General features: G+C 62.0%; 23 protein-coding genes and 3 pseudogenes. 14 read left to right on the top strand and 12 right to left on the bottom strand.

From position 1 onward, the window contains the following. Positions 1-336 (top strand): annotated as a pseudogene (locus HWX44_RS03800) (asparaginase); the annotation flags it as partial. Here HWX44_RS03800 and HWX44_RS13555 read toward each other — a convergent pair. Together HWX44_RS13555 and HWX44_RS13550 are read right to left on the bottom strand one after the other, a co-directional pair. Further along, positions 333-947, bottom strand: a pseudogene (locus HWX44_RS13555) (DinB/UmuC family translesion DNA polymerase); the annotation flags it as partial. The pseudogenes HWX44_RS03800 and HWX44_RS13555 overlap by 4 nt on opposite strands. Positions 948-983: 36 nt before the next feature. Continuing rightward, a pseudogene (locus tag HWX44_RS13550) lies at positions 984-1,400 on the bottom strand (asparaginase domain-containing protein); the annotation flags it as partial. A gap of 106 nt (positions 1,401-1,506) precedes the next feature. On the opposite strand from HWX44_RS13550, the gene HWX44_RS03785 reads away from it, so the two are divergent. Next, positions 1,507-2,109 carry a hypothetical protein gene (locus HWX44_RS03785; RefSeq protein ID WP_175973237.1) on the top strand — a complete coding sequence of 201 codons (603 nt, stop codon included), beginning with the start codon at positions 1,507-1,509 and terminating at the stop codon, positions 2,107-2,109. A gap of 129 nt (positions 2,110-2,238) precedes the next feature. On the opposite strand, the gene HWX44_RS03780 is transcribed toward HWX44_RS03785, so the two are convergent. Then, positions 2,239-3,186 carry a DUF6263 family protein gene (locus tag HWX44_RS03780; RefSeq protein ID WP_175973235.1) on the bottom strand — a complete coding sequence of 316 codons (948 nt, stop codon included), beginning with the start codon at positions 3,184-3,186 and terminating at the stop codon, positions 2,239-2,241. 32 nt (positions 3,187-3,218) lie between these two features. On the opposite strand from HWX44_RS03780, the gene lspA reads away from it, so the two are divergent. Genes lspA through HWX44_RS03760 form a run of 4 tightly spaced genes read left to right on the top strand, consistent with a single transcriptional unit; the run spans position 3,219 to position 5,541 of the window. After that, positions 3,219-3,734 carry a signal peptidase II gene (gene lspA / locus HWX44_RS03775; RefSeq protein ID WP_175973233.1) on the top strand — a complete coding sequence of 172 codons (516 nt, stop codon included), beginning with the start codon at positions 3,219-3,221 and terminating at the stop codon, positions 3,732-3,734. Then, positions 3,734-4,657, top strand: a complete 924-nt coding sequence (locus tag HWX44_RS03770) for an RluA family pseudouridine synthase (RefSeq protein ID WP_175973231.1) — start codon at positions 3,734-3,736, stop codon at positions 4,655-4,657. The genes lspA and HWX44_RS03770 overlap by 1 nt, the downstream gene beginning before the upstream one ends. Further along, on the top strand, positions 4,654-5,253 hold the full coding sequence (locus HWX44_RS03765) for a hypothetical protein (RefSeq protein WP_070515730.1): 600 nt from the start codon (positions 4,654-4,656) through the stop codon (positions 5,251-5,253). The genes HWX44_RS03770 and HWX44_RS03765 overlap by 4 nt, the downstream gene beginning before the upstream one ends. An 18-nt stretch (positions 5,254-5,271) precedes the next feature. Next, on the top strand, positions 5,272-5,541 hold the full coding sequence (locus HWX44_RS03760) for a type II secretion system protein (protein WP_175973230.1): 270 nt from the start codon (positions 5,272-5,274) through the stop codon (positions 5,539-5,541). Here HWX44_RS03760 and rarD read toward each other — a convergent pair. Beyond that, on the bottom strand, positions 5,538-6,440 hold the full coding sequence (gene rarD, locus HWX44_RS03755; RefSeq protein WP_158396082.1) for an EamA family transporter RarD: 903 nt from the start codon (positions 6,438-6,440) through the stop codon (positions 5,538-5,540). The genes HWX44_RS03760 and rarD overlap by 4 nt on opposite strands. Positions 6,441-6,505: 65 nt before the next feature. Here rarD and dnaE point away from each other — a divergent pair, with 65 nt between their 5' ends. Both dnaE and HWX44_RS03745 read left to right on the top strand, forming a co-directional pair. After that, positions 6,506-10,081: a DNA polymerase III subunit alpha gene (dnaE, locus tag HWX44_RS03750; protein ID WP_175973228.1), complete on the top strand. Its 3,576-nt coding sequence runs from the start codon at positions 6,506-6,508 to the stop codon at positions 10,079-10,081. A 111-nt stretch (positions 10,082-10,192) separates the two neighbouring features. Beyond that, positions 10,193-11,389, top strand: a complete 1,197-nt coding sequence (locus HWX44_RS03745) for a cobalamin-independent methionine synthase II family protein (protein WP_049155297.1) — start codon at positions 10,193-10,195, stop codon at positions 11,387-11,389. 114 nt (positions 11,390-11,503) lie between these two features. On the opposite strand, the gene HWX44_RS03740 is transcribed toward HWX44_RS03745, so the two are convergent. Beyond that, positions 11,504-12,118: a hypothetical protein gene (locus tag HWX44_RS03740; RefSeq protein WP_175973226.1), complete on the bottom strand. Its 615-nt coding sequence runs from the start codon at positions 12,116-12,118 to the stop codon at positions 11,504-11,506. A gap of 108 nt (positions 12,119-12,226) precedes the next feature. Beyond that, positions 12,227-14,188 (bottom strand): choice-of-anchor I family protein, encoded by a 1,962-nt coding sequence (locus HWX44_RS03735; protein WP_175973224.1) that lies wholly within the window; start codon positions 14,186-14,188, stop codon positions 12,227-12,229. Between the two features lie 176 nt (positions 14,189-14,364). Here HWX44_RS03735 and ilvA point away from each other — a divergent pair, with 176 nt between their 5' ends. Genes ilvA through HWX44_RS03715 form a run of 4 tightly spaced genes read left to right on the top strand, consistent with a single transcriptional unit; the run spans position 14,365 to position 16,950 of the window. Beyond that, complete coding sequence (ilvA, locus tag HWX44_RS03730; RefSeq protein ID WP_175973222.1) at positions 14,365-15,648, top strand: threonine ammonia-lyase IlvA; 1,284 nt, start codon at positions 14,365-14,367, stop codon at positions 15,646-15,648. Further along, complete coding sequence (locus HWX44_RS03725; protein WP_046647993.1) at positions 15,648-16,295, top strand: YigZ family protein; 648 nt, start codon at positions 15,648-15,650, stop codon at positions 16,293-16,295. Before ilvA ends, HWX44_RS03725 begins: the two co-directional genes overlap by 1 nt. A 25-nt stretch (positions 16,296-16,320) precedes the next feature. Further along, a complete protein-coding gene (locus HWX44_RS03720) occupies positions 16,321-16,557 on the top strand; it encodes a hypothetical protein (protein ID WP_070515717.1) in 237 nt (78 codons plus the stop codon). A gap of 6 nt (positions 16,558-16,563) precedes the next feature. Next, positions 16,564-16,950, top strand: a complete 387-nt coding sequence (locus HWX44_RS03715; protein ID WP_010190494.1) for an RNA-binding S4 domain-containing protein — start codon at positions 16,564-16,566, stop codon at positions 16,948-16,950. Here the strand turns inward: HWX44_RS03715 and HWX44_RS03710 are convergent. The 5 genes from HWX44_RS03710 to HWX44_RS03690 form a co-directional block, all read right to left on the bottom strand. Further along, the gene (locus tag HWX44_RS03710; RefSeq protein ID WP_175973220.1) at positions 16,947-17,951 is read right to left on the bottom strand and encodes a GTP pyrophosphokinase; all 1,005 of its coding nucleotides are present in this window, start codon (positions 17,949-17,951) and stop codon (positions 16,947-16,949) included. The genes HWX44_RS03715 and HWX44_RS03710 overlap by 4 nt on opposite strands. Before the next feature lie 51 nt (positions 17,952-18,002). Further along, a complete protein-coding gene (locus tag HWX44_RS03705; protein WP_070512523.1) occupies positions 18,003-18,611 on the bottom strand; it encodes a hypothetical protein in 609 nt (202 codons plus the stop codon). A gap of 145 nt (positions 18,612-18,756) precedes the next feature. Beyond that, positions 18,757-20,142, bottom strand: a complete 1,386-nt coding sequence (locus HWX44_RS03700) for an exonuclease domain-containing protein (RefSeq protein WP_175973217.1) — start codon at positions 20,140-20,142, stop codon at positions 18,757-18,759. A 49-nt stretch (positions 20,143-20,191) separates the two neighbouring features. After that, the gene (gene glgX, locus HWX44_RS03695; RefSeq protein WP_175973215.1) at positions 20,192-22,402 is read right to left on the bottom strand and encodes a glycogen debranching protein GlgX; all 2,211 of its coding nucleotides are present in this window, start codon (positions 22,400-22,402) and stop codon (positions 20,192-20,194) included. A gap of 38 nt (positions 22,403-22,440) precedes the next feature. Beyond that, a complete protein-coding gene (locus HWX44_RS03690; protein ID WP_046647998.1) occupies positions 22,441-22,989 on the bottom strand; it encodes a TetR family transcriptional regulator in 549 nt (182 codons plus the stop codon). Between the two features lie 177 nt (positions 22,990-23,166). Here HWX44_RS03690 and HWX44_RS03685 point away from each other — a divergent pair, with 177 nt between their 5' ends. Next, complete coding sequence (locus HWX44_RS03685; protein WP_071406841.1) at positions 23,167-23,922, top strand: hypothetical protein; 756 nt, start codon at positions 23,167-23,169, stop codon at positions 23,920-23,922. Between the two features lie 8 nt (positions 23,923-23,930). Further along, the gene (locus HWX44_RS03680) at positions 23,931-24,473 is read left to right on the top strand and encodes a hypothetical protein (protein ID WP_232745218.1); all 543 of its coding nucleotides are present in this window, start codon (positions 23,931-23,933) and stop codon (positions 24,471-24,473) included. Here HWX44_RS03680 and HWX44_RS03675 read toward each other — a convergent pair. Next, entirely contained in the window at positions 24,470-25,393 is a 924-nt protein-coding gene (locus tag HWX44_RS03675) for a YbjN domain-containing protein (RefSeq protein ID WP_070546787.1), read from the bottom strand. The genes HWX44_RS03680 and HWX44_RS03675 overlap by 4 nt on opposite strands. Between the last annotated feature and the right edge of the window lie 165 nt (positions 25,394-25,558).

The raw sequence follows: 25,558 nt of genomic DNA, 5'->3' as shown, positions 1-25,558 counted from the left end.
CGGCGGAGGTGTAGAAGAGGCAGCCGGGCCTCCGGCCTCGTCAGCGAGGCGAGGGGCGCGGGCAACATGGGCGCGGAGATGGGTGCTGGGGTAACCCGCGCGCTACAGGCGGGTGTGCCCGTGGTGATTAGCACCCGCACGCCTTATGGAGTGACAAAGCTGGCCTATGGCGGTGCAGGCGGTGGAGCCACCTTGGGCGAAATGGGCGCGGTGGCTTCCGGCGGATTCCGCGCAGGCCAAGCCCGCATCATGCTCGCCGCTGCCCTCGCCACGGGTACCCCGGTGGGCGAGATGTTTAGCTCGACCCCGCCTGCCACGACCTATACCGCGGGCTAGCTGTCCTCTCGTGGTGGGGCCTCTACCGCGTCCTCGGGGTCGGCGTCTTCATCCGGCGGGATGTCCTCCCACGCCAGTGATTCCAGCGGGTCGGCGGGGCGGAGGTCTTCATCCTCAGCCGCGAAGGAGCGCACGAACCCCGGGCCCGTAGCGCGGGTTTCAAAACGCACGCTGACCACCCCGTGGCCCGCGCCCTGGATCCAGCCGTGGCCGAAGTCGGGGCGGTAGACGTCTTGGGTCGCGCGCCACCGGTGACTCAGCGATTCTTCGGAATCCGCAGCTCCACCCGCCGGGGAAACACTCTCGGGGACAGATGGCGTCCCAGGCAGATAATCACTGACCCCGGTTTCGTAGTCCGTGTCCGGCGCCCGGCGCACAATCTCACGGTCCAGTTCCGGAAAGAGCACGTCTTGGCGGGCCTCTTCCAGCCCTGAGTAGCTCACGCCCACCAGCCTGATCGGTCCGAGCTCCTCCGGGTAGCGGGCCAAGCTCAACGCTTTGGCTTCGAGCACCTTCAGGTCATCGGTGGCGTAGGGCAAGGTGGCTGAGCGTGACTCGATGTGAAAATCTGCCATCCGCAGCTTCACCGTCACCGTGCGCGCGCCGCGCCCAGGGATGGTGCGGCCGCCAAACTGCACCCACACACCCGGCTTCCCAGAACACAGAAGTTGATAGGCCTCGCGCAGGTTGCGCGGCCCATCACCATCCGGGTGATCGAAGGCGCGCTGCGCGCCCGTGAGCACGATGGGGCCCGCACCGAGGTCGAAAAGAGACAACGCTAGGGCGGTCTCTTCCAAGGAATCGGTGCCATGCGTGATGAGTACGCCGTCGATGTCCGGGCGGGCCAGCTGGTCACGTACGCACAGCAGCAGCTCATCGAGGTCTGCCAAAGTAATCGAGCTGGAGTCCAGGGCGCGGAACTCCACCACCTCGATATCGTGAGGGCTGCCTGCGGTACCCAGGGATGCGGCCAGCTGCTGGCCGCTGACGGTGGGGACGAGGGAGCCGTCACGGACCGTCGTGCAGGCGATGGTGCCACCGGTGGCGATGAGTGCAAAAGTCATGCCAGCAGGCTACTACAGGCGCACACCTGCGCGGGAAACCCAGGGTGAAGCTCGCGGGCGCTAGAGTAAAAGGGATGAACCACGATCCCCAACGTGAGGAGTATTTGTGAAATCCTTCAAGCTGAGCGCCGCCGTCCTGGCTTTGGGCGCCGCGACTGCCCTGTCCGCCTGCTCGTCTTCCGACGATGGCGCGGCCGAGAACAGCACCGCTGCTAAGCCCTCGGGCGAAACCTCCGCCTCGCAGGTTGTCTCCACCGAGATGCCCACCGTAGAGCAGCTCAACGAGATTCTGGCCAAGGCCGCCGACCCGAACCTGCCGCAGGAAGAGAAGGTGCAGCTGGTGCAGGGCAGCGAAACGGCGCCGGAGCTTTTCGACGTCATGTCGCAGTCCCAGGCCGAATCCGGTGCCACCTTCGAGGTTGTGGCTCCGGTCATCCCGGGCCTCGTGCCGGATTCCGCGCTCGCTACCGTCCACATCAATACCCCTGATGGCCAGCAGCAGACCGCCGACCAGGTGGAGTTCATCAACGAGGGTGGCACGTGGAAGCTGTCTAAGACCTGGGCGTGTGTCTTGGTCACCAACATCGTCCCGCCGGAAGAGGTCCCGGAGATGTGTGCGGACTCCGTGCCGGAAGGCGCTGGCGCCGAGGAAGGCGCTGAGGCGCCTGCCGACGCCCCCGCAGAAGGTGCTGAGGCTCCCGCCCAGTAAAACCGGGTTTTCATAACTTAAGCGCCCGCCACTCGCTGGATCTCATGCCAGCCAAGTGGTGGGCGCTGCCTTGTGCGCAAGGCTGTTTCGCGGTGCTCTCGCGCAGGAGAATGCGTGGCGCGAAGCAGGCTACTCGGTGGTGAACTCCATCTTGGTGGCGCTGGTCTGCACCACGCGAAGATCAGAGCCTTCCGCACCATAAGAAATCGCGGTGGTCACGGAGACATCGCCGGCGGTGGGAAGCGGCTTGGCCAGATCAACGGTAACGGAGCCCTCCGAGGTCGATGTGTGGTCCGTAACCTTCAGCTCCTTGCCACGTAGCTCTTCGGGGGCGTCGGCACCGTCGAAGGACAGTGCGCCCAGGGAAGGCCGCTGCTCAATCTTCACGCTGAGCTCAGCGATATCCCCGTCCAGCTTGTCCAAGGTATACGTCGTGGTTTGCAACAGCGTGGATTCGCCGGTGACGCGCGATTCCACCACCCACGTCGCACCCAGGCCGATTTCCTCATCAGGGAAGACAATGGGCAGTGAGGTCAGGCTGGTGATGGCGCGCTCGACGGTGCTGCGGGCCTGATCGGTCGCCGCCTGCGGGGCGGCCAGGCGCAGCGAGTTCATCTGGCCCGTATCCGTGCCGCGCCATCCAAACTGGAAGCCCTCAGCGGAGGAGACATCCGCGCCGTCAGCCTCCGGCTTTCCGACGGTGACGAACGCATTGCGGCTGGCTGGAAGTTGGCCTTCGACATTCTCGGTGGCCGCCTCCACCGAGGCTTGCAACGGAAGCGTGACCTTGTCCTGAGCCTCCGGTGACGGGGCCGAGCTGCCGTCCTTGCGCAGTTGCTGGTCGAAGCCCGTGGCGACCTCATACGTCAGCTCCTGCGTGGCATCGAGGTCCTTAAAAGCCAGGACCTGACCGGCGCCGTCACCCGGTTCCAGGAGGGTCACGCGCGGGGCATCGAGGGCCAGCCCCACTGGCTCCTCGACTGGCTTGGCCGGCTGGGAATAGGAACATCCGCTCAGCGCGCCGGCTACTCCCAGGACGGTGGCGGACAGGACTGCTAGGGCTCTCACACGAAACACGCATTCCAAATTACCGGATGAGCCTGTTTAGAATGGAACAGGTGAAAGCAAGGAGTTATATCGGAGTGATGGTCGCGGTGGTGCTCGGTGTGGCCGCCGTCGACCAAGCCGTGAAGGCGCTGATGCTGTCCATCCTCACTGAAGGTGAAGCGTTGCCGGTAATCGGTGACTGGTTCCGTTTCTACCTTCTGTTTAACCCCGGCGCCGCCTTCTCTATGGGCGGGGAGGGATCGACGTGGCTGTTTACCACGATCCAATTGGCCTTCATCATTGGTGTGGCCATCGCTGCCCCGCGCATTCACGATAAGTGGCAGGCGATAGGTCTGGCGATGATCGCCGGAGGCGCCCTGGGTAACTTCATCGACCGCCTCGTGCGTGAACCAGGGTTTTGGTTTGGGCACGTGGTGGATTACATCTCCGTGGGCAGCTTCGCGGTTTTCAACATTGCGGATGCAGCCATTACCTGTGGCGTCGTGGTCTTCATTGGTGCGATGTTCTGGGCTGAGATGAAAGAAAAGCCACAAGAGCAGGAAGCGGGGGAAGCTTGATGCGCGAAAGTCGTAGGTTGCCGGTGCCCGAGGGCCTCGATGGCATGCGCGCGGATGCCGCTCTGGCCAAGCTCTTGGGTATTTCGCGGGCCCGGGTGGCCCAGTTGTGCGCGGCGGGAGACGTGGAAATCGATGGCGCCGCCGTGGGCAAGTCCGAGCGCTTAAGTGCCGGCGGCTGGATCGACGTCATGATGCCAGCGCCCGAGGAGCCACTCATTCCCAAAGAAGAGCTGGTGGAGGGCATGGATGTTCTCTACGCGGACGAGGACATCATCTGCGTGTGCAAGCCCGTGGGTGTGGCTGCGCACCCCACGTTGGGTTGGGATGGGCCCACCGTCATCGGCGGGCTGCGGGCAGCAGGCTATGCGCTTGCCGACGCCGGCCCTACCGAACGCAAGGGTATTGTCCACCGTCTCGACGTGGGGACCTCAGGCGTCATGGTGGTGGCCGCCAGCGAGCGCGCCTACTCCCAACTCAAGAACGCCTTCCGCGAGCGCACCGTGCAGAAGACCTATCACGCCGTGGTGCAGGGCCTGCCGGATCCCATCGTGGGGACCATTGATGCACCCATTGGCCGTCATCCTTCTGCGGGCTGGAAATTTGGGGTCGTCGATGACGGCAAACCGGCCGTGACACATTACAAGCTGTTGGAGGCCTTCCGCGAGGCTAGCCTCCTCGAGGTTCATTTGGAGACCGGCCGAACCCACCAGATCCGTGTCCACATGTCCGCCACCGGGCATCCCTGTGTCGGCGATCCGATGTATGGCCGTGACCCGAACCTGGCCAAGCGTGTGGGGCTTAACCGCCAGTGGCTGCACGCGGTCGAACTCGGCTTTACCCACCCGGGAACCGGCAAGTGGTTCGAGTGCACTGCACCCTACCCGGACGATCTCAAGCACGCCGTGGAGGTTTTGCGCGGATGAGCCCGCAGCGACGCGCCAGCCAACGCATCTACCGGCGCCGCCGTGCCGCGGCGCTGGTGCTGTTGGCCGTGCTCGCCTTGGCAGTGGTGGTCGCCTTCGGGCTCTTCGGAACGCAGCCCAGCACGGCGGTGCAGGGAGACCAACTTGGCCCTGATGGCTCGGAGAGCGCGGCCGATTATCGGGAGCGCGCGGAGACCTCATTAGCGCACGCAACCGATCCGGCCTACGCGCTGGTGGGCTTTCGCGAGCCGCTGAGTCCGCAGGACGTGAGCGACGCCCTGCAGCCCATCGAGCGCATGGATGCCATCGTGATCGGGCTGGCCGCGCCCATCGCGGTCCCCGAGCCTGTCGCCGGCGCCACGCGCGCCGACGTTATCGATACCGTCTTGGCCCGCGTGGCCGACCATGCCCGTGACATGGCGGAGGATGCACCAGCGAAGGTCGATGCCGTCGTGGTCTATTCCGGGGGGAGTCAACTGCGCGCCCTCGCTAACGATCCGCGGGTCGATACCGTGGAGGTCGCGCCCGCTGACGCCGCATGGGGATCCTTCGGCGTGCGCCCGCCCGCCAACGTCGGACAGAATGAGAACCGCTAGAACAGCCAAGGAGAAGACATGCGCCTGTTTCCCAACACCACCGAGTGGCCGCCGAACTACCGCTTTGCCTACCTCTTGATGTGGGCGGGCGCGTTCATCGCCTCTGGGGCCGCCATCGCGCAAGGGATCTGGGGTGCGGACAAGCTCGCCCTCGGCATTCTCATCGTGGTGGCCATCTACTGCATCGCCATGGCCATCCTCATGCCGCGGTGGGCGCTTAATGCACGCGAGGAATCCGCCCGGCGCGCCGAGGCTAAGCAGGCGCGCGAGGAGCTGAAGCGCCGTTAGCCCTCTGCGGTGGGTGACGCGTCGGCGGGGTGGAGGCGGGCGCGGCGTCGAGAAGCGCGGCCCATGCGCACCAAGTCTGCAAGGTAGATGATCACCGCAACCCAGATGATGGCAAAGCCAATCCAGCGTTCGGTGGACATGTGCTCCTGGGTCACGAACAGCGCCCACAGCATCTGCATGATGGGGGTCATGTACTGCAGCATGCCGAGCGTAGACAGGCGCAGGTGCTTAGCGCCCTGGGCGAAACACAACAGCGGCAGAGCGGTGACGAGGCCGGAGGTGACCAGCAGTGCGACGTGCTCGGGGCCTTCGGTCGTGAAGGTGGATTCGCCCTGTGCCTGGAGGTAGCCCAGGTAGACCAGCGCGAAGGGGAGCATGACCAAGGTTTCCGCGGCCACTGAGCCCATCGAAGAGACCGTGATGCGTTTCTTGAGCAGGCCGTATATTCCGAAGCTGAAGGCCAAGGCCAGCGAATAATAGGGGGCCTGGCCGGTCATGAAGGTCAGCCACAACACCGCGATGAAGGCGATGCTGACCGACGCCACCTGCGCCTTCGTCAGCTTCTCCTTGAGGAAGATAATGCCGAGGGCCACGGAGACGAGCGGGTTAATGAAATAGCCCAGTGCGGCATCGGCCACGTGATCGCTGTTGATGGCGATGACATAGGTACCCCAGTTGATGGTGATGGCCACGCCGCAGGCAAACATCCACCCCCAGGTGCGCAAGCTGAACGCTTTCAGCTCGCGCCAGCCACCGGTCACCAGCAGCATTGCGGTGACGAGAACCGCAGTCCACACGATGCGGTGGGCCAAGATCTCAAACGGGCTGGCGGGGCGCAGCAGCGGGAAGAACGCTGGGAAGAAGCCCCACATGAGATAGGCGGCAATAGTGTAGAACATTTAAGAAAATGTACCTTAACGAGGACCTACGGGCGAAGTTTGACGGCCCCGCTAAGATGAGCCGCATGGCCAAAAACTCCTCCTTCGTCCATCTGCACAATCACACCGAATTCTCCATGCTGGACGGCATGGCCAAGGTGGACATGTTGGCGGATGAGGTTCTCCGCCAAGGCATGCCGGCAGTCGGCATGACCGACCACGGCAACATGTATGGATCCAATGCCTTCTATCAAAGGATGACCAGCGCCGGCATTAAACCCATCATCGGCATCGAGGCCTACCTGGCTCCTGAGTCACGTTTCAACAAGAAGCGCGTGCTGTGGGGAACCCCGGACCAGAAGCGCGATGACGTCTCCGCCTCCGGTGCTTACCTGCACCAGACCATGCTGGCGGAGAATGAAACCGGCCTGCGCAACCTGTTCAAGCTTTCCTCCTTGGCTTCTTACGAGGGCCAGTTGGGCAAGTGGCCGCGCATGGACGCGGAGCTTATTGCCGAGCACGCCGAAGGCATCATCGCGACCACCGGTTGCCCCTCGGGTGATGTGCAGACCCGCCTGCGCTTAGGCCAGTTCAACGAGGCTCTCGAGGCTGCCGCGATGTGGCAGGACATCTACGGCAAGGACAACTTCTTCCTGGAGCTTATGGACCATGGGCTGGACATCGAGAAGCGCACGCGCGACGGCCTGCTGGAGATCGGCCGCAAGCTGGACTTGCCGCCGTTGGTGACCAATGACTGCCACTACGTGCTGGAGTCCCAAGCCCCGGCGCACGAGGCCATGTTGTGCGTGCAGACCGGTAAGACGTTCATGGACCCGGATCGCTTCAAGTTCGACGGCACCGGCTACTACATCAAGTCCGCCGCGCAGATGCGTGAGCTGTGGGATCACATGGTGCCGGAGGCCTGCGATAACACCCTGTGGATTGCGGAGCGCGTGCAGGACTACGGTGCGATTTGGGAGGAGCACACCCACGATCGCATGCCGATTGCCGACGTCCCCGAGGGCCACACCCCAACCTCCTGGCTGACCCACGAGGTCATGGAGGGACTGAAGGATCGCTTCAACGGTGGGGATGTGCCGCAGGAGTACATCGACCGCGCTGAGTACGAGATCAGCGTCATCGACATGAAGGGCTACCCCTCTTACTTCCTCATCGTGGCCGAGCTCATCAAGCACGCGCGGTCCATCGGAATTCGCGTCGGTCCGGGTCGTGGTTCGGCGGCCGGTGCACTCGTGGCCTACGCGCTGACCATTACCAACATTGACCCCATCGAGCACGGACTGCTCTTCGAGCGATTCTTGAACCCGGAGCGTCCGTCTGCACCTGATATCGATATCGACTTCGATGATCGCCGCCGCGGCGAGATGATTACTTACGCCGCCGAGCGGTGGGGCGAGGACAAGGTTGCCCAGGTGATCACCTTCGGCACTGTGAAGACCAAGCAGGCCATTAAGGACTCCGCTAAGGTGCACTTTGGCCAGCCGGGCTTCCAGATGGCGGACCGCATTAACGGTGCGCTGCCGCCTGCCATCATGGCCAAGGACATCCCGCTCGCCGGCATCATGGACCCCGAGCACGAGCGCTACTCGGAGGCGACCGAGGTCCGGCAGATGATTGAGACTGACCCGGACGTCAAGAAGATTTATGAGACCGCACGCGGCCTCGAGGGCGTGGTCCGTCAGGCCGGCGTGCATGCCTGCGCGGTCATTATGGCCTCGGTCCGGCTTATGGACCACATCCCGATGTGGAAGCGCCCAGCCGACGGCGCCTACATCACCGGCTGGGACTACCCGGCCTGTGAGGCCATCGGCCTGTTGAAGATGGACTTCCTGGGTCTGCGCAACCTCACCGTGATTGGTGACTGCCTGGAAAACATCAAGAAGAACCGCGGCGAGGAAGTCCACCTAGAGGACCTCCATGCCGACGACCCGAGTGCCTCAAAGGTCTATGACCTGCTCTCGCGTGGCGATACTCTGGGCGTGTTCCAGCTCGACTCGGGCGGCATGCAGGAGCTGCTCAAGCGTATGAAGCCGACGGGCTTTAAGGATATTGTGGCGTCGCTGGCGCTCTACCGTCCGGGCCCGATGGGTGTGAACGCGCACTGGGATTACGCGGACCGCAAGAACGGCCGCAAGGAAATTACCCCAATTCACCCCGAGCTGGAGGAGCCGCTTAAGGAGATCCTCGATGAGACCTACGGTCTTATCGTGTACCAGGAGCAGATCATGCGTATCTCGCAGAAGGTGGCTAACTACACCGCCGGCGAGGCAGATGGCTTCCGTAAGGCCATGGGTAAGAAGAAGCCGGAAGTCCTGGCCCAGCAGTATGACAAGTTCTGGGGCGGCATGAAGGACAATGGCTACTCCAAGGAAGCCATGGACGCTCTGTGGGGCACCATTGAGCCCTTCGCCTCCTACGCGTTTAACAAGTCCCACGCCGCCGGTTACGGGTTGGTGTCCTTCTGGACGGCTTACCTGAAGGCCTATTACGCGCCGGAGTACATGGCCGCGCTGCTGACCTCGGTGGGTGACAAGAAGGATAAGTCCGCTATCTACCTGGCCGACTGTCGCCACCTGGGCATCCGCGTGCTCTCCCCGGACGTCAATGAGTCCCAAGAAACCTTCCAGGCCGTGGGCGAGGATATCCGCTTCGGCATGGGCGCTATCCGCAACGTCGGTGGGGAAGTGGTGGATTCCATCGTGAAGACCCGCCGGGAGAAAGGCGCTTTCACGTCCTTCTCCGATTACCTGGAGAAGATCGAGCTGGCTGCCTGTTCGAAGCGCGTGACCGAATCCCTCATCAAGGCCGGAGCCTTCGATTCCCTGGAACACCCGCGCAAGGGCCTCATGCTCATCCACGAGGATGCCGTGGATTCGGTGCAGACTACCAAAAAAGCAGCCGACAAGGGCCAATTTGACCTCTTCGCTGGCTTTGGCGGTGGTGATGAACAGGGCGACTCTGTCTCCGCCTTCGCTATCGATATCCCAGATGAGAACTGGGATCGAAAGCACGAGCTGGCCTTGGAGAGGGAGATGCTCGGCCTGTATGTGTCCGGCCACCCGCTCGATGGCTTCGAGGAAGCCCTCAACGCGCAGACCGACACCCCGATTACGAAGATCCTCAACGGTGAAGTCGGCAACGGGCAGGAGCTGGTGATCGGCGGCATTATCTCGGGCGTCGACAGGCGCTTTTCCAAGCGCGATGGCTCGCCCTGGGCCATCGTCAGCATCGAGGACCATAACGGCGCCCAGGTGGATATCCTCGTGTTCAACCAGGTGTACTCGCTGGTGGCCCCGCAGATTGCGGAAGACAATATCATCCTGGCCAAGGTTCAGGTGAAGATTCGCGATGAGCGCATGTCCTTGTTCTGCTCCGATATTCGCGTTCCCGATTTGGGGCCGGGCAACGGTGCTGGGCTGCCGCTGCGACTGACCATGCGCACGGATCAGTGCACGATGGACAACATTGCGCGGCTCAAGCAGGTCTTGGTCAACAACAAGGGTGAGTCCGACGTGTACCTCACGCTTGTCGACGGCGAAGAGTCCACCATGATGGTCCTCGGCGAACATCTGCGTGTGGAGCGCTCCAGCAACCTCATGGGTGATCTCAAGGCGACGATGGGCGCCGGCATCCTTGGGTGAGCCCACGTGTTGGGGCCACGTGCTGAATAAAAGTACAGAATGAAGCGGGCCGTGCTTCGTACGTGGGTTACGCTAGACAGCACAGTCTAGTTGAAAGGGAATGTACCTCCTATGGTCAATAAGATCCGCACCACCCACGTCGGCTCATTGCCACGCACCAAGGAGCTGCTGGAGGCTAACCTCGAGCGTTCTGCCGGCACCATCTCCGATGAGAAGTTCCACGAGATTCTTCAGCGCTCGGTTGCTGACGTGGTCAAGCGCCAGGTTGATCTCGGCATCGACATCATCAACGAGGGCGAGTACGGCCACATCACCTCCGGCGCTGTGGACTATGGAGCTTGGTGGAACTACTCCTTTACCCGCCTGGGTGGTTTGACCATGACGGACAAGGACCGCTGGGAAATCGGTGACAAGATCCGCTCCGAGCCGGGCAAGATTCGCCTTTCCTCGATGAAGGATCGCCGCGACCGCGCACTGTTCGCCGAGGCTTACAACGATCCGGATTCGGGTATCTTTACCGGCCGCAAGAAGGTAGCTAACCCGGAGTTCACCGGCCCGGTTACCTACATCGGCCAGGAGCAGGTCGAAGCAGACGTAAAGCTGCTTGCCGACGCCCTCCCCGAGGGCACCGAAGGCTTCGTCGCCGCCCTGTCCCCGGGCGCTGCGGCACGTCTGCCCAACAAGTACTACGAGGATGAAACCGACCTTGTTCGCGCCTGTGGTGAGGCGCTCAAGGTGGAGTACAAGGCCATCACCGATGCCGGCCTGACCGTGCAGTTCGACGCCCCGGACTTGGCTGAGGCTTGGGATTCGGTGGTTCCGGAGCCGACCGTAGAGGACTTCCAGGCATTCCTGCGCGAGCGCATCGACATCCTCAATGAGTCCATCAAGGACATCCCGCGCGAGCAGACCCGTCTGCACATCTGCTGGGGTTCCTGGCACGGCCCGCACGTGACGGATATTCCGTTCGCGGACATCATTGAAGAGATCCTGCAGGCCAAGGTCGGCGGCTTCTCCTTTGAGGGCGCCTCGCCGCGCCACGCGCACGAGTGGCGTGTGTGGCAGGACCACAAACTGCCGGAGGGCACTGTCATCTACCCGGGCGTGATTTCGCACTCCACGAACGCCGTGGAGCACCCGCGCCTGGTGGCGGATCGCATTATCCGTTTCGCCGAGTTGGTGGGCCCCGAGAACGTCATCGCGTCGACGGATTGCGGTCTCGGTGGACGCCTGCATCACCAGATCGCGTGGGCAAAGTTGGAGTCCCTCGTTGAAGGCGCACAGATCGCTACGGAGGAACTGTTCTAACCCGTCGCCGGGGCTGGGGCGCGCAAATGCTCTAGTGCGCGGTCCCGTCCGAGGGCGAAATAAATAGGCGCGAACCAAGTGTGGTTCGCGCCTTCGAGATCGTACGGTAGGGAATTATTCCTCAGCCGCGTCGGCCTCGTCCTTCTTTTTGGTGTTATCCCAGTAGAAACCGTGGCTCTTGAGGAAGGCACGCAGGTCGTTGAGGACAGCCGGGTTGGACTGCGCGACCGCGGCCAGCAGGTTGATGCCGACGGAGAGTAACGCAGCCGCGCCACCGATCCACGCAAAGACCTCCTCGGCCGTGTCATTGGGGCGTGCAGACTGTACCCAGTCCGGCATCTCGTCCCATTCCTTCTCCAGCTCAGCGTCCTTTTCTTCCTGGACGCAGTCTGGCTCTGCCGGCATACCGGAGGAACCATAACCGTTAAGGATGCCGAGTCCGAGCTCCTTCGGCCCCATGAAGGACGAGCCCGCAGTGTCATCGGCCACCGCGTTTTCGTGCTCCTCGCGCGCCTTGCGCACCGCATCCGCGCACTCCTCGGAGAGGCCGGAGGTGTTGGTGTGACCGATGTTCATCGAGCTTCCGCCAGTGGAGCTCTGACCGTTCTGTCCGCTCTGGCTCTGCGCGGCGGGCTGAGCGCTACCAGAAGCGTCGTCGGCTGCAGCCAGCGGAGTTACCAGGGCCATGGTCGTGGTGCACACTGCGATCAGGGAGGTTGAAAGGCGCATAATCAGAGGGTTCTCCTTGGGAAGGGATGCGAGGGGATGAGAAAAAGGGGGAGGGCTTGGTGCAAGCCCATTTCAATGTAGCAGCCCTCCCCAGGAGCGCGGTAGGGGCTAGAGGAACTTCTCCAGCTGCTCGCGCAGCGGTGTAGGGGCCAGGCTGAGAACCGTTTCACGGATACCCGGGGCACGCAGCAGGCCTACGGCAGCGGCTAGGGCGGCGATGGCACCGATGACAGAACCAGCGATGATGGTCGCGGTGGACGGGCGGGAGCTCTGGCCGTCCTTGTTCTGATCGTCCTGGTCCTGCGAGTCATCGCCAGGGTTCTCATCCGGCTTCTCGTCCGGCTTCTCCTCTTCGTCCTTGTCGCCGGCGAGGAGATCTTCAACGGAGTAGACGGTCGTGGTTCCGGATACCTCGTTGCCGACGATGAGCAGGTACTCGCCGTTGGGGGAGTCCGCCTTGTCGACGAAGGCAAAGCCCTCCGGGCCTAGGTCGCCGGCAGCAGCGGACTCGTCGGTGGAGAAGTCGCGGTTGTTGACGTAGGTAACGAAGGAAGAGTTAGCAGGGTCGGTGACGTCGTAGACAAAGATGCCGCCGACGCGCTCCGCGCCGATGAAGGCGTATGTGCGATCTCCCACGGTGCCGATGGTGAGAGCCTCGGGCTCGGGGCCCTTGTTGTCGGAGCGGTCATCAAACTCGGCGCTCTCATTATCGGCGTTGTGGTGGAACACGCCCGGCTCGTTGAGCTCGGCGGTGATCTTTTCGAACTCGGCACCGGAGTCGAAGACAACGTTGCCCTCCGCGTCGTAGATGCTAAAGGAACGGGAGCCGTAAGCATAAAGCTCGTCGAAGCAGCCCTTCTCTTCGTTCCAGCCAGAGGCGTTGCTCAGCTTCAGGTTGCCGGCTTCCTTCTTGTCGGCGAGCTTGTCCAGGTCGACGTCGCCAAGCGCGCCCTCGCACACCTTGCCATCCTCGACCACGTCCTTGAGCTCCACCTCATCGGTGTAGACGCCGGAACCGCCGTCCTTCTCCTCCACGCCCCATTCGCGGGCGTCGCCCTCGTTCGCGGTGGCGAAGTAGGTCTGGCCGCCAGCGGTGAAGGCACCGATGGAATCGGGCATGGACAGACCCTTAACCGGGATGGTGCGCAGCTCCGCCTTGTCATCCTTGTTCGAGGGGTCCAGCGGGACTGTCGAGTGATCCGCAATGTGTGCAGGCAGAATCTTTTCCACGGTGGCGGACTCGATGTCAATGACACCGATGGCGTTGGCCTCCTGCAGCGTTACAAAGGCCTTGCCGTCCTGGGAGGTGATGTACTCCGGCTCGAAGTCGATAGAGGGCTTGGAATCGTGACCGGAGGGGCCGAAGACGCGCACGCCCTCTGGCAGGGGCTGACCGTCGAAGGCTGTGAAGTCGGCGATACGGGCGTGTGCTTGGGTTGAAGCCTCAACACCCTCCGGCAGCTTAATGACGGAGACGGAACCTTCCGGGTCCGTGATGTAATCGGTGCCCTCGGCGTTGAGCTCGTTCGAGGGCTCGCCCTCATTAGCCAGGAGAGCGTAGCCACCATCGGCGGTGATGTGGACGTTATCCGGCAAAGCGCCCACCATCACGCGCCCTAATTCGGCGGTCGCTAGGTCCTCGGCCGCGGCGTTGAAGAACAGTGCTTCGCCCTCCTCGGTCTTGTCCGCTTGCTGGACGGCGGCCACAGCCAGGCCATCGGGACGCACGGCCACGGAGTTGATTTCCTTGCCCTCGCCAGCAGAAATGGAACCGATGAGCGTGAGCTTGGTCGGATCCGAAGCATCGAGGACATCAATCTGGCCCGCGTGTGCGTTGACGGTGAGAATGCGCTTGGAGGCCGGGTGGAAGGCCACGATCTCTGCGGCGGACTCTTCGTAGACCCCAGACTCATAGGTGCCAATCGGGGTGACCTTGAGGTTAGCGTCGGCAGCAGAGTGTTCGATGACATTCTCTACAATCGCAGCCGAGGAAGTCGGTACAGCCAGGCTAAGGCACGTGGCGGTCGCAGCGCACAGGGTGAGGGAGCGGCGGGAGATAGAACGAGACATGCAGAAAGACTCCTTGTTGCGAGACGAAAAGATTCCGCACCACCGTACGTTTGCCCCTAGTGCTTTTGGGGAACAGTAAGTTGCGGCCAAACGAGATCTGGGTAAACGTTCGGTGAACCGGTCGAATGCTAGGTAATGTGCGACGCGTGGAGAGCGGGGCGCTAAAATAAGCCACCATGACAACCATCCCGCAAGACTTCGAGCCTATCCACGCCTCTGATATCCAACTGGCCCAATCGCGAATTAGCTCGGAGATTGCCCCGACTCCGCTGCAGTACTGCCCGCGCCTGTCCCAAGAGACAGGTTATGAGGTGTACCTGAAGCGCGAAGATCTGCAGGATGTGCGCTCCTACAAGATCCGCGGGGCTATTTACGGCATGTCAAATCTCAGCGAAGAGCAGCGCACGCAGGGGATAGTTACCGCCTCGGCGGGAAATCACGCCCAGGGCGTCGCCTACGCCTGCCGCACCATGGGAATCCACGGCAAGATCTACGTGCCGGAACCGACCCCGAAGCAAAAACGCGACCGCATCCTGGTTCACGGTGGTGATTTCGTGGAGTTGGTGGTCACCGGCGCCAACTTCGACGAGGCGGCTGCGGCCGCGCACGCGGATGCCGCCGAGCGCGGCGCCTTCTTCATCGAGCCTTTCGACTCGCGCGATACCGTCACCGGTCAGGGAACTGTGGCCGCGGAAATCGTGTCCCAGCTGTCCTCAATGGGCAAGTCCTTGGATACCGTGGTGGTCCCCGTGGGCGGCGGCGGACTCATTTCCGGCATCACCTCTTACCTCGCCGATATGGCCCCGCGCACCGCGGTGGTGGGCATTGAGCCGGCCGGGGCGGCGTCGCTGAGCGCTGCGTTTGCGGCCGGTGAGCCGGTGACCCTGGAGACCGTCGATCCTTTCGTCGACGGTGCTGCCGTCAAGCGCATCGGTGAGCTGCCTTTCAAGATTTTGGAAGCCAACCAGGGCCGCCTGCACCATGACATCGTCTCGGAAGGCGCCGTGTGCACGGAGCAGCTCGCGCTCTACCAAAACGAGGGCATCATCGCCGACCCCGCCGGCGCGCTGAGCGTGACCGGCCTGCGCACTCTCAACCTGCAGCCGGGCTCAACGGTGGTCTGCGTGATTTCCGGCGGCAATAATGACGTGCTTCGCTATGCCGAAATCATGGAGCGCTCCCTGGTGCACCGCGGACTCAAGCACTACTTCCTGGTGAACTTCCCGCAGGAGCCCGGCCAGTTGCGCCACTTCCTCCAGGATGTTCTTGGCCCAGAAGATGACATCACGCTGTTCGAGTACCTCAAGCGCAACAACCGTGAGACCGGCGCCGCGCTGGTGGGTATCGAGTTGGGGAGTGCCGCAGGTATCGACGGACTGCTGGAGCGCATGGAGAAATCGAAGCTCAACTGCCAGCAGCTTCAGCCCGGCACGCCTGAGTACGACTTCCTCGTCGCATAATGCTGGAGAGCTATCAGCGCCCCGCCGCCGGTGAGATTGTCGAGCACGAGATTGAGATCAAGCGCTCGCGGTTTATCACCCTCATCGGCCGCGCTACGACGGAAGAGGAAGCACGCACGCTTATCGACGGCGCCCGCGACCGCTTCCCTGACGCCCGCCACCACTGCTCGGCCTACATCTACCACGTTGACGGCTCGAATCCAGTGGAGCGCTCCTCTGATGATGGCGAGCCCTCCGGCACGGCGGGCAAGCCGATGCTCGATGTTCTGAAGGGCTCCGGACTGCTCGATATTTGCGCGGTCGTGGTGCGCTACTTCGGCGGTATCAAGCTGGGCGCGGGCGGGCTCGTGCACGCCTATGGCGGCGCCGTCAGCGAGACGATGGAGCAGGTTGAGCCCGTCACGCGTGCCTTGCGCGAGCTCTATACAGTCGAAGTCTCCCATGCGGAGGCCGGGCGGCTGGAGGCGGAGTTGCGCAACCGTGGCGTGGACATGGTGGATACCGCCTACGGCCAGGCGGTGACCTTCACCGTGTCTGTGGAGCCCGGCGGCAAGGAGGAACTCGCGGCGACGCTCGCGGCGCTGACCCAGGGCGAGGCAGAACCGAAGGAAGCTGGAACTGCCTGGGTCGAGCTTTCAGGCCGCTAGCTTCTGTCCATGTAGAATAAGCCCCATGACTATGCAGCGACGCCCCAACAACCCCATTGAGCAACGCAAGCAAGCCGTGCGCACCCACGCCCGCAACGGAGCTATCTGCGTCGTGGGCGGCGTCGCCGGCGGTGTCCTCTTGGGTTGGACGCTCACCGGTTTCTGGACTTTCATGGCGATTGGCCTCATCGTTGCCGTGGTGGGTGGAGGGTACAACTGGATTAAAATCCAGAAGATCGTGAACGAGAACCACAACTTTTAAGAACCTATGGTGAATCAGCCCGACGGGCGGCCCGTGCGCATTGATGCCTGGGTCTGGTCCGTGCGCATGTTCAAGACGCGCTCGGAAGCCGCCACTGCCGTGCGCGCTGGGCACGTCAAACTCAACGGCAACGCCACCAAGCCCGCGCAGCAGGTTGTGCCCGGCGACCGCGTGCGCGTGTGGCGCAACCATCACGAGCATGACCTTGAGGTGCTTGCTACCGTGTCCAAGCGCGTCGGCGCCCCGATTGCGCGCACCTGTTACATCGACCATGCCCCGCCGCCACCGCCGAAGGAGTTCATGCCCTCCGTCCCGGTCCGCCCGCGCGGTGCCGGCCGCCCCACGAAGAAGGAGCGCCGGCAGATGGAGAAGTTCCGTGGTGGATTCCGCTAATTATTCCGGAAGTTCTTTAAGGCCTTAAGTCGAGCATTCAAACGGCGCTTGCGGTCCCTGCGGTCTCCGGCATCGGCGGTGGCCTCGATGTGCTGGGCGCCGAATTTGTTGAGCAGCAGGTCGTCGATAAGCCTGACCTGGCCCGGGCGGAAGCGGTAGCGCATGGCGTCGTGAACGTGGGCGATGTCGTCATCATCGAGTAGCTGCCTGAGCTGGCTTAGACGATTGATGCCGTTGTTTTCTAAAAGCTCCGCCAGGAAGCGGTAGTGCTCCGAGCGTGAACGCGGAAAGCGGTTACCCAGAATGATGGCGAGGACGCCGGGGAGGGTCTCTGCCGTGATTTCCACGTCATCGTCCGCCTCAGAGCTGGGAGCCTTGAGCGCGGCGATTTCATCGAATTGCTGATCCGCCAGCTCAATGAGGCCTGCGGCGAGCGTAAAGAGCCGATCGACCTGTGGGGAGGGAGGATTCGGACCCTGTTTGTAGCGGATATCGTGTTCGAACTCGGCCCACGCGTGCTGGAGTACGGTGCGAATCTGAATCTCGAAGGTCCAGCCGATATAAGGCTCAAGTTCCTCCAGCGTGGCGGCGCTATCCTCCGATACCGTCAGTACCAAGTGATGGGAGCCATAACCAAAGCCACCGGAAATTCGCGTCTCCGCTGCCTTATCCACTGAGCGAAGCACGGTAAAGGTCTCTCCTAAAACCTCCAGGGCCTCTGGGATAATCGTGGAGTGGAAGACAGTAATCCGCACGCCCAAAACATCGTGAATATCCTCCCACGGGTTCGGATACATGAGCTCGCCGTTCTCTCGACGCTTCTTCGCCTTGGCCTTGAGCGACGGCCATTGTTTTACACGGGTGGCCACGCGGTCGAAGATAATTCCGGCGTCGTTCAGCAAGTCCTCGATGGCGTCGCGGAAGTCTTGCGCCGCGGTGGGGTGCGCGCGTACCCAGGAGTGGTACTGGTTGCCCAGGCGGGACATGGATGATTCAGGCATTGTGAAGAACGTGACTCCTTTCGGCCACGGCAAGAATGACGTGAGGCGTATCTACACCTCGAGAGGGAAGCCGTTAGCCAATACTAGTGGTTGCAGGCTCAGAGGGGGACGATGGCGCGGGCGCAACTCGGCCGCGCGGCAGGCCAGTTCCGTCGCTCGCTGTGGGGAAACGTTCAGCAGCGCGTAGAGGGTGTGCGCATCAGGAACGAGGTAGGTAATACTCGTGGCTTGGCTCAAGCGTTTCAGATGATTATCCAGGATAACGAAGGCCTGCGGATGCGCCAACCACGACGATACGGTGCAGCGATGCACGCGCACCTCGAGGCTGCCTTCAGCGCCGCTGAGACTCTGCTCCGCTGGCCGGGTAAAGAAACGCAGTCCCTGCTGTGTTAACGCGCGGCGTTGAAGATTAAGCGCTGCGGTATCCCACGCTTGGCGCGTAGTCAGGCCCAGATCGTCCAACGCACGCTGGCTCACGCGCTTGGTTTCGGCACCCGTGCCGTGCACCATGGACATCGATAGCGTCCGCGAAAGCTGGATGCGCGCGGGCGAGTCGCCGAAGCCATCATCGCACAGCTTAATTCCGTTGAGCTCTTCGCTCGGGCAGAGCGAAGGGAGTAGGTGATCGACGTGAAGCGAGGTGGGCAGCGCGATGGTCATGTGTTCGTCTCCGTGAAAGGTAGGCTCGTGCAGATTCCTTGCCTTTATTGGACTGTGTCTTGCGCCCACAGGTTCCCACCGGAGAAGAGAAATTTCACCGCGCGCTAGAGCCCGGATGCCCTAGCGCGCTAGCGCCTTTTACTGCCTAGAACGGTGGGGCTTCGTCGAGCTGCAGTTCCTCTAAGAGCTTGTCGGACTGCCAGATGGCGATGTCCTGGCCGTTGCTTTGCAGCTCTTCGGCACGCTTTTCCTTCGACGTCTTGGTGGCCCACTGGCCCACGACGAGGATGGTGGTCTTCTTCGTGACGTTTTTACCTACCTGGCCGCCGCGCTCAGCGATCTTGGACCACAACAAGCCCTTGTCGAAAGGCTCAAAGTCACCGGTGAGGGTGACATTCTGGCCAAACAACGCGCCTTCCGGGGCGGCATCGGGGTTCGGATCCGGGATGGTGTCCGGGGTGGACACGGACTGCCACGGGGCCGGCCCGCGGCGCTCCTGCGAGGAGGAGCGCTTCTTCTGAGCACCCGAGGTAGCACCCGCCATGCGGGTGTTGTCGCGGAAATCTGTACCCGCGCCTAGGTCTGCTGCGGAAAGCGGTGCGGTGTTGGCGCGGAGGACAGGGATAACCGAATCCTCGCTTAAGGTTCCCAGTGCAAACTCGCGGGTAGAGAACAATTCCTCGATGGAACCGGAGTGGCCAAAACGTTGAGCCAAGGCGCTGACAATTTCCCCAGCGGCGCGGGCATCCGCCGTGGCCTCGTGGTGCTGAAAATCTTCGGCGCCAATGTAGGAGGCAACGGTGGGAAGCTTATGGTTGGCCACGTCGATAACGCCGGCGCGGGAGGCGTCGCGAGCCAGCGCTAGCGAACATGCTAGGCGCACTTCTGGGACTGGAGCCGCCGCCTTCTGGAGGCCACTGCGCAAAGCGGTGGAATCGAATTGCGCGTTGTGGGCGACCAACGTGTCGGAACCGAGGAACTCGAAGAGCTCGGCAGCGGCGTCCGCGAAGGGGGAAGCGCCGGCGACGTCGTCTGCTGTGATGCCGTGGATACTGATGTTGACATCGTCGAAGTGCTCCAGACCCGGCGGGGGAGTACACAGCCACGTGCGGGACTCAGTTTCTTCACCATCGCGGAAGCGGACCGCGCCGATTTGGCAGACCGAACCCCAGTTGTCGTTAGCGGTTTCCACATCGACAGCGGTGAAATTCAGTCCGTCGACTCGGCTGCTGGTCGCCGGCGCTTCGCCGCGGAGGGCGGCCTTGACCGCCTGAGCGAAGGCCTCCGCGTCCTGGCCTGGGGCGAAGCGGATGACCGTGTCCCCAGCATTCCCCGCAGCATCGACCGTGCCGCGCACCACGACCTGCCCGAAGCCCGTGGCCGTTGGCGCCGTGCACTCCACGCTCGTGGCATCGGCCATCGAGAGAGCCTCGTGGGCCGGTGCGCCGAGGGACGCAGCAAGCTGGGAGCGGCGGAACGTGAGGGCATCGGCGGTGACATCAATGACAGCGCCATGGGCGGTATAGGACACAGATTCCTTTCAGGACAGGGGAGCAGAGCGTAGGTGGTAAAGGAGCAGTCTAGTTCTCGTCTGCTCCGGCGGACTCATCGCTGTCATCGAAAACCGGCGGCTCGGTCTGGCGGAGGATGAGCGACGTGCGTGGTTGTACCACGATGGATCCCTCAGCCGCGATGAGCTTTTCTTCATCCGGGTAGCCGCCCGAGTCAGACGTATCCACGATGAGGCGCCAGCTAGCACCCAAGTCCTTCTTCGGCAGAGTGAACTCGATCTCCTCGTGGTGGGCGTTGAAAATCATGATGAAGGAATCATCCGTGATGCGCTCACCCCGGGCAGTCGTCTCCGTAATCGCGTTGCCGTTGAGGTAGACCATAAGCGCCTTACCGAACTCAAAGTCCCAGTCTTCAGGGGTCATCAGCTTGCCGGAGGGAACCAGCCACGCAATATCGCGGTCCTTCACCTCAGAGCCGAAGGGGCCGCCGGCCAAGAAACGCTGGCGACGGAACACCGGGTGGTTCTTGCGGATATTAATCAGGCGCTTGGTAAAGCCGTGCATGGCGATGTTCTTCTCTTGCTCCAACATCGACCAATCGATCCACGAAATCTCGTTGTCTTGGCAGTACACATTGTTATTACCGTTCTGGGTGCGGCCCAGCTCATCGCCGTGGCACAGCATCGGGGTGCCCTGGGACAGCAGAAGGGTGGTGAGGAAGTTACGCACCTGGCGGCGGCGAAGCTTCTTAATCTCTTCGTCGTCAGTGGGGCCCTCCACACCGTGGTTCCAGGAGCGGTTGTGGGATTCACCGTCGCGGTTGTCTTCCCCGTTGTCGGCATTGTGCTTTTCGTTGTAGGAGACCAAATCACGCAGCGTGAAGCCATCGTGCGCGGTGATGAAATTGATGGACGCGGTGGGGCGGCGGCCGTTGTTGGCGTAGAGGTCGGAAGATCCGGTAAGGCGCGAGGCAAACTCGCCCATCGTCGACGGCTCGCCGCGCCAAAAGTCACGGACGGTATCGCGGTACTTGCCGTTCCACTCGCTCCAAATGGGCGGGAAGTTACCAACCTGGTAGCCGTTATGGCCCACGTCCCAGGGCTCGGCGATGAGCTTGACCTTGGAAACCACCGGATCTTGCTGGACTAGATCGAAGAAGGTAGCCAGCTTGTCGACGTCATCAAGCTCGCGCGCCAGGGTGGAAGCCAGGTCGAAGCGGAAGCCGTCGACGCGCATTTCCGTTACCCAGTAGCGCAGCGAATCCATGATCAACTGGAGGGAGTGCGGGTGGCGGACATTAAGAGAGTTACCGGTGCCGGTGTAGTCCATGTAGTGCTCGGGGTTGTCATCAACCAACCGGTAATAGGCGTGGTTATCAATGCCGCGGAAAGCAATGGTCGGACCCATGTGGTTGCCCTCGGCGGTGTGGTTGTAGACAACGTCGAGGATGATTTCGATGCCGGCCTCGTGGTAGGCGCGAACCATGGCCTTGAACTCGGCGACCACCTCGCCGGGCTTCTTGGCGTAGGCATAGTCCGCATGGGGCGCGAAGAAACCGAAGGTGTTATAGCCCCAGTAGTTGCGCAGCCCCAGCTGGCGCAGGCGATCATCCTGCAGGAACTGGTGGACTGGCAGCAGCTCGACGGCTGTCACACCCAGGTCCTTGAAGTAGTTGATGATGGCCGGGTGTGCCATGCCGGCATAGGTTCCGCGCAGCTCCTCCGGAACATCCGGGTGCGTCATCGTCATGCCCTTGACGTGGGCTTCGTAGATGATGGTCTCGTTATCCGGCGTGTGGGGGCGGTTGTCGCCGTGCCACTCGAAGAAGGGATTAATCACCACCGACAGCATTGTGTGGCCTAGGGAATCATCGTCGTTGCGTCCGGTGCCGGGCTCGTCCGCGAAGATATCGTAGGAGTACAGAGAGGCATCGCCATCAAAGTCACCGTCGAAGGCGCGAGCATAAGGATCGACAAGAAGTTTTGAGGGATCGCAGCGCAGGCCATGTTCTGGTTCATAAGGGCCATGGGTGCGGTAGCCATAGCGCTGCCCCGGGCTGACGTTGGGAAGGTAGGCATGCCAGACGTGGGCGGTGATCTCGGTCAGTTCAATGCGTTCTTCGTTGCCGTTGTGATCGATGAGGCAGAGCTCGACCTTCTCGGCGATCTCGGAAAAGATAGCAAAATTAGTACCGGCCCCATCGAAGGTGGAGCCGAGTGGGGAGGGGGAACCAGGCCACACCTGGCGAGATGGCGTTATATCAGCACGGGTCTCAGTCATGAGGCTTAGTTTAGTCAATTCCGCTGCATGCGATCGGTTCACAGCGTGCGTAAACCCGCGACCATGAGTTCTGCGGCGCGCACCAAGGTGTCAACGCCTGACACAGCATTCGACGCTGAGGGAGCTGCGCTTGGCGACGCCCCACTGAGCTGTTCGCGGGATTGCTCCATGAAGGTCGCTCCCAGGACGTAATGGATGAGAGCACGGGCTGCGACACCTCTATCCTCCGGTGATGCCCCGGGGGCTTCCCGCTTTAACGCGGAGGTGAAAAGCTTCTCCAAGTCAGAACTTGCTGAGGATTCGGGGAAGGCGGCACCTGCTATGGCGACTTCGGCGCCGTCGCGCCAGCGCGTGAGTTCCCCATGAAGGGAGCTGACCAGCTCCGTTGTGGTCTCTCCTGTAACGGGGGAGAGGATCTCGGAGGTCATTGCGGCGATGAGCGATTGCTTATTGGCCACATGCCAGTACAGCGCGCCGGGAGCAACGCCGAGGTTGGTGGCAACACGGCGCATGGTGACATCGGCGAGCCCGTAGCGTGTCAAGAGCTCGAGGGCGGTGGAAACGATAGCGTCGCGAGAAAGGTGCACAACAACCCACTCTACGCGGCGCGGAAAAACACCAAGCGTGGCTCACAGGAAGCTTCAAGGTGAAGTGTAGGGTTTATACAATCATGCCTTGTTAGGGTTATGTGAAGTGCCCAAGAGCAACTGCCACGCCCAGCGTGGTTTTTACTATCGCTCTCTATAGATATTAGGAGTTATCCCTTGTCTTTTCTGACACCTGCCAAGAAGTCCCTCGTCGCTGTTGCGCTCGTCGCGCCGCTCTCCTTGGCTGCTTGCGGTTCCGATGATGAGAACGCTACCGATACCGCTTCCTCCGCGGTGAAGACCACCACCACGACGGAGTCCAAGGACAAGACCTCCGAGGAAAAGTCGGAGGAGAAGGATTCTGAAAAGAAGGAGGGGGACGAAAAGAAGGAAGGCGAAGAGAATAAGGACGGCGAGAACGCCGATCCGAAGCCGGAAGGGGAGAACCCCGAAGGCGGCGATAATCAGGCCATGGCCAACCCCTTCGAGAACGGTGTTGATCCGTTCCAGAGCATGCCGAAGGTAGAGCCGGTCCAGGGTGAGGCTGCAAGCCAGGAAGACATTGACGGCATCAATGGTCTGGTCCGTGGCATGTACGAGCAGCAGACCATGCGTTCCTTCGTGAAGTACCTCCCGGAGCACACCTGCGCTGAAGTGCGCAACGACCCGAACTCCGGCCTTGACCAGGTGGACTACAACCAGGTTCCGGATGTTCCGATGGACCAGCTCAAGGACATGATGGCGGCAGCTGGCCAGGACACCTCGCAGATGGAGGGCTTTGACTGGTCCAAGACCGGTGTTGAGTCCATCAACGATGTCGTGGTCAACGGTGACGATGCATCCGCAACCGTGAACGTCAACACCAGCAAGGGCATGGACAGCTCCACCATGCGCTTCAAGCGTGAGAACGGCAACTGGACCTTCTGCGGCTAGAACATATCGTGCCTGCACTGCGTGCACCTAGCTTTCGCATACCCCGCGCCATCGGATTTGGTGCGGGGTTGCTCGCATTAGCGCTCCTCGGGTTTTCTGTGGCCGGCGCCGCGTGGGGGCTGTGGCGTCCTGCCCTCAAGGGGCACCGGGTTGATGATGGCGGCTACGCCCTGCGCAACGTCGCTAACGTTCAGTTTGATTCCTACATTACTTTTGTACTCATTACCGGTGCCCTGGGTATGGCGTTGGGGCTTATTGCCTATCGGCGCGGCGAGCGCTACCGCGGCGTCGGGGTATTGCTGTGGGTAGCCCTGGCTTCCTTGGCTGGCGCGGCGTCGTTCTACGTCTTTGGTGGAGCTACCGCAACGAGTATCCCGGACGATCCCGGGGAAATTGTGGAGTTCGTGCCGAAATTCTCGCCCGGCATCGCCTGGCTCGTGGGGCCGTTCATGGCCATGTTTACGTACTGGTCCGCAGTATTTGTCAATCCTCCTCGTGCCGTGGACGACGAAGAAGCGGAGGCAATGGCGGCTGAGGCAGAGGCTCCTTAGGGCCAAGCGACGGGGGAGGAGCCCACAGCATCGCGTGAAATGTCATCGATGCCGTGGAGGACGTGTTTGATGCCGCGGCCTAGGGCGGTGATCAGTTGGGCGTCGGAAAGCCCAGCGCCCGTCATAACGGCGTAGTCAATGCGCACCTGCAAGCCATCGACGTTGGAGTGGCAGAAGGCAGAAGCCGAGTGGTTGGTGCGGTTCCAGTCATTGCAGATGAGGAAAATTTTGGAGAACTCGCTTCCTGGGAGGTTGGGATCCCAATGGCCTTTGATGATGAGGCTCGGCCCAGAGTCGATAGCGAAGGCAAAGAGGACATCGTTTATCCACGCGTAGACGGCCTCTTCCGCATCTGCTTGGAAACGCGTAATACCGAGGGCGGGTAAAAGCTCCCCGAGACGAGCGGTATCGACTGTGCCGACGGGGCCGTCGAGCTCTATCTGTTCTTCCGGAGCCGCCGGGCGGGGAAGCGTCAAGACGGGGAAATGATCCGCTAATTCCTCAAGGCAGGCCGCCGCGTTGTGCAGCGCAGGGATGACAGAGGCGGAGAGCTGGGCCGCCGTGGGTTTCTGGTGCACGACGAGGAAGGAATGGCCCCACACCTCGACCTCGGTCGGGGAGGAATAATTGAGCACGAGCTGCGGGGAGAGACAATCGTGGTTCCAGTCGTTGACGAACTCGCTGAGCGCGGGGATATCGCCGAAGCCCAAGACACCGTGGTGGGTGGTGCAGAAGCGCAAAATAGGCTCACCCTCGGTATCCATAAAGGCGCGGGTCTCCCCGAGCGGCGGATGGGGGAAGAGGAGTTCGTGCGCGCTGACCCGGATGCAGTGGAGGCTTTCGCGGTGCGCGAGGTGCTCCACACGGGCAAGCAGATCCGAGGTGGAGTGGCTGTCATTACCTTCGGCGCCGTTGCTCATCTCGCCGCCTCCCTTCGCCGAGTCGGGGTGCCGGAACGTGTTAGTAGTGACACATTCTATAACCTGCACCTGCCAGCTCGCTGGCTTTTTGGCACGGGTATAGTAATGGGAAGGTATAGAAACCGCTGCATATTATGCGGCTGTATTTTATGAAAAGGGCTTGAG

The sequence above is a fragment of the Corynebacterium sp. Marseille-Q2823 genome, from assembly GCF_903645345.1.
Classification (GTDB): domain Bacteria; phylum Actinomycetota; class Actinomycetes; order Mycobacteriales; family Mycobacteriaceae; genus Corynebacterium; species Corynebacterium hiratae.
The sequence above is the reverse complement of the archived record's forward strand: the minus strand, read 5'-3'. Positions and strand labels throughout refer to the sequence as shown.

Coding starts and splice junctions, on each gene's coding strand:
- lspA (WP_175973233.1), top strand. CDS start 3,219: ATGGAACAGGTGAAAGCAAGGAGTTATATCGGAGTGATGGTCGCGGTG.
- HWX44_RS03770 (WP_175973231.1), top strand. CDS start 3,734: ATGCGCGAAAGTCGTAGGTTGCCGGTGCCCGAGGGCCTCGATGGCATG.
- HWX44_RS03765 (WP_070515730.1), top strand. CDS start 4,654: ATGAGCCCGCAGCGACGCGCCAGCCAACGCATCTACCGGCGCCGCCGT.
- HWX44_RS03760 (WP_175973230.1), top strand. CDS start 5,272: ATGCGCCTGTTTCCCAACACCACCGAGTGGCCGCCGAACTACCGCTTT.
- rarD (WP_158396082.1), bottom strand. CDS start 6,440: ATGTTCTACACTATTGCCGCCTATCTCATGTGGGGCTTCTTCCCAGCG.
- dnaE (WP_175973228.1), top strand. CDS start 6,506: ATGGCCAAAAACTCCTCCTTCGTCCATCTGCACAATCACACCGAATTC.
- HWX44_RS03745 (WP_049155297.1), top strand. CDS start 10,193: ATGGTCAATAAGATCCGCACCACCCACGTCGGCTCATTGCCACGCACC.
- HWX44_RS03740 (WP_175973226.1), bottom strand. CDS start 12,118: ATGCGCCTTTCAACCTCCCTGATCGCAGTGTGCACCACGACCATGGCC.
- HWX44_RS03735 (WP_175973224.1), bottom strand. CDS start 14,188: ATGTCTCGTTCTATCTCCCGCCGCTCCCTCACCCTGTGCGCTGCGACC.
- ilvA (WP_175973222.1), top strand. CDS start 14,365: ATGACAACCATCCCGCAAGACTTCGAGCCTATCCACGCCTCTGATATC.
- HWX44_RS03725 (WP_046647993.1), top strand. CDS start 15,648: ATGCTGGAGAGCTATCAGCGCCCCGCCGCCGGTGAGATTGTCGAGCAC.
- HWX44_RS03720 (WP_070515717.1), top strand. CDS start 16,321: ATGACTATGCAGCGACGCCCCAACAACCCCATTGAGCAACGCAAGCAA.
- HWX44_RS03715 (WP_010190494.1), top strand. CDS start 16,564: ATGGTGAATCAGCCCGACGGGCGGCCCGTGCGCATTGATGCCTGGGTC.
- HWX44_RS03710 (WP_175973220.1), bottom strand. CDS start 17,951: ATGCCTGAATCATCCATGTCCCGCCTGGGCAACCAGTACCACTCCTGG.
- HWX44_RS03705 (WP_070512523.1), bottom strand. CDS start 18,611: ATGACCATCGCGCTGCCCACCTCGCTTCACGTCGATCACCTACTCCCT.
- glgX (WP_175973215.1), bottom strand. CDS start 22,402: ATGACTGAGACCCGTGCTGATATAACGCCATCTCGCCAGGTGTGGCCT.
- HWX44_RS03675 (WP_070546787.1), bottom strand. CDS start 25,393: ATGAGCAACGGCGCCGAAGGTAATGACAGCCACTCCACCTCGGATCTG.